The organism is Vogesella mureinivorans (genome assembly GCF_007644035.1).
Lineage (GTDB): Bacteria > Pseudomonadota > Gammaproteobacteria > Burkholderiales > Chromobacteriaceae > Vogesella > Vogesella mureinivorans.
Window position 1 is genome coordinate 1 of sequence record NZ_VMTV02000600.1, and the last position, 365, is coordinate 365.

Here is a 365-nt window from a genome sequence, read left to right on the forward strand (position 1 = left end):
GGATGACGGCCAAGCCGCCGGCCCGCTTGGCCACGCGCTCCTGTAGCCCGTCGCTGTCGTAGCCGGAGGAGGTCTCCTCGACCTGCGCCCTGAACTGCTTGATGCGGGCCTGGATGCGCAACAGCAGCGAGTCCCAGCCCCGCGACTCGGGACGGGGACTCGACGCCCGTCAGAAACCAGCCTGCTCAGCCGACATTGTCCAGATCCAGCGCGCTGATCTTGATGCGCACCAGCACCTTGTCTTGGTTGAAGTACAGGAAGTACCAGACCCCGTCACGGCTGCCCTTCCATACCTGCATCTCCGGCGCATCCGTGGCAGCGTGGCCTGACCGCTGGAGCACCCCACCAAAGGCCGCCCTGCACTG

1 protein-coding gene is annotated in these 365 nt (G+C 66.3%); it reads right to left on the reverse strand.

Going from position 1 to position 365, the window contains the following annotated elements:
• Positions 1-185: 185 nt before the first annotated feature.
• Positions 186-365, reverse strand: a 180-nt coding sequence (locus tag FLQ44_RS24140) for a hypothetical protein (RefSeq protein WP_206208929.1), incomplete at its 5' end; no start/stop codon positions are given.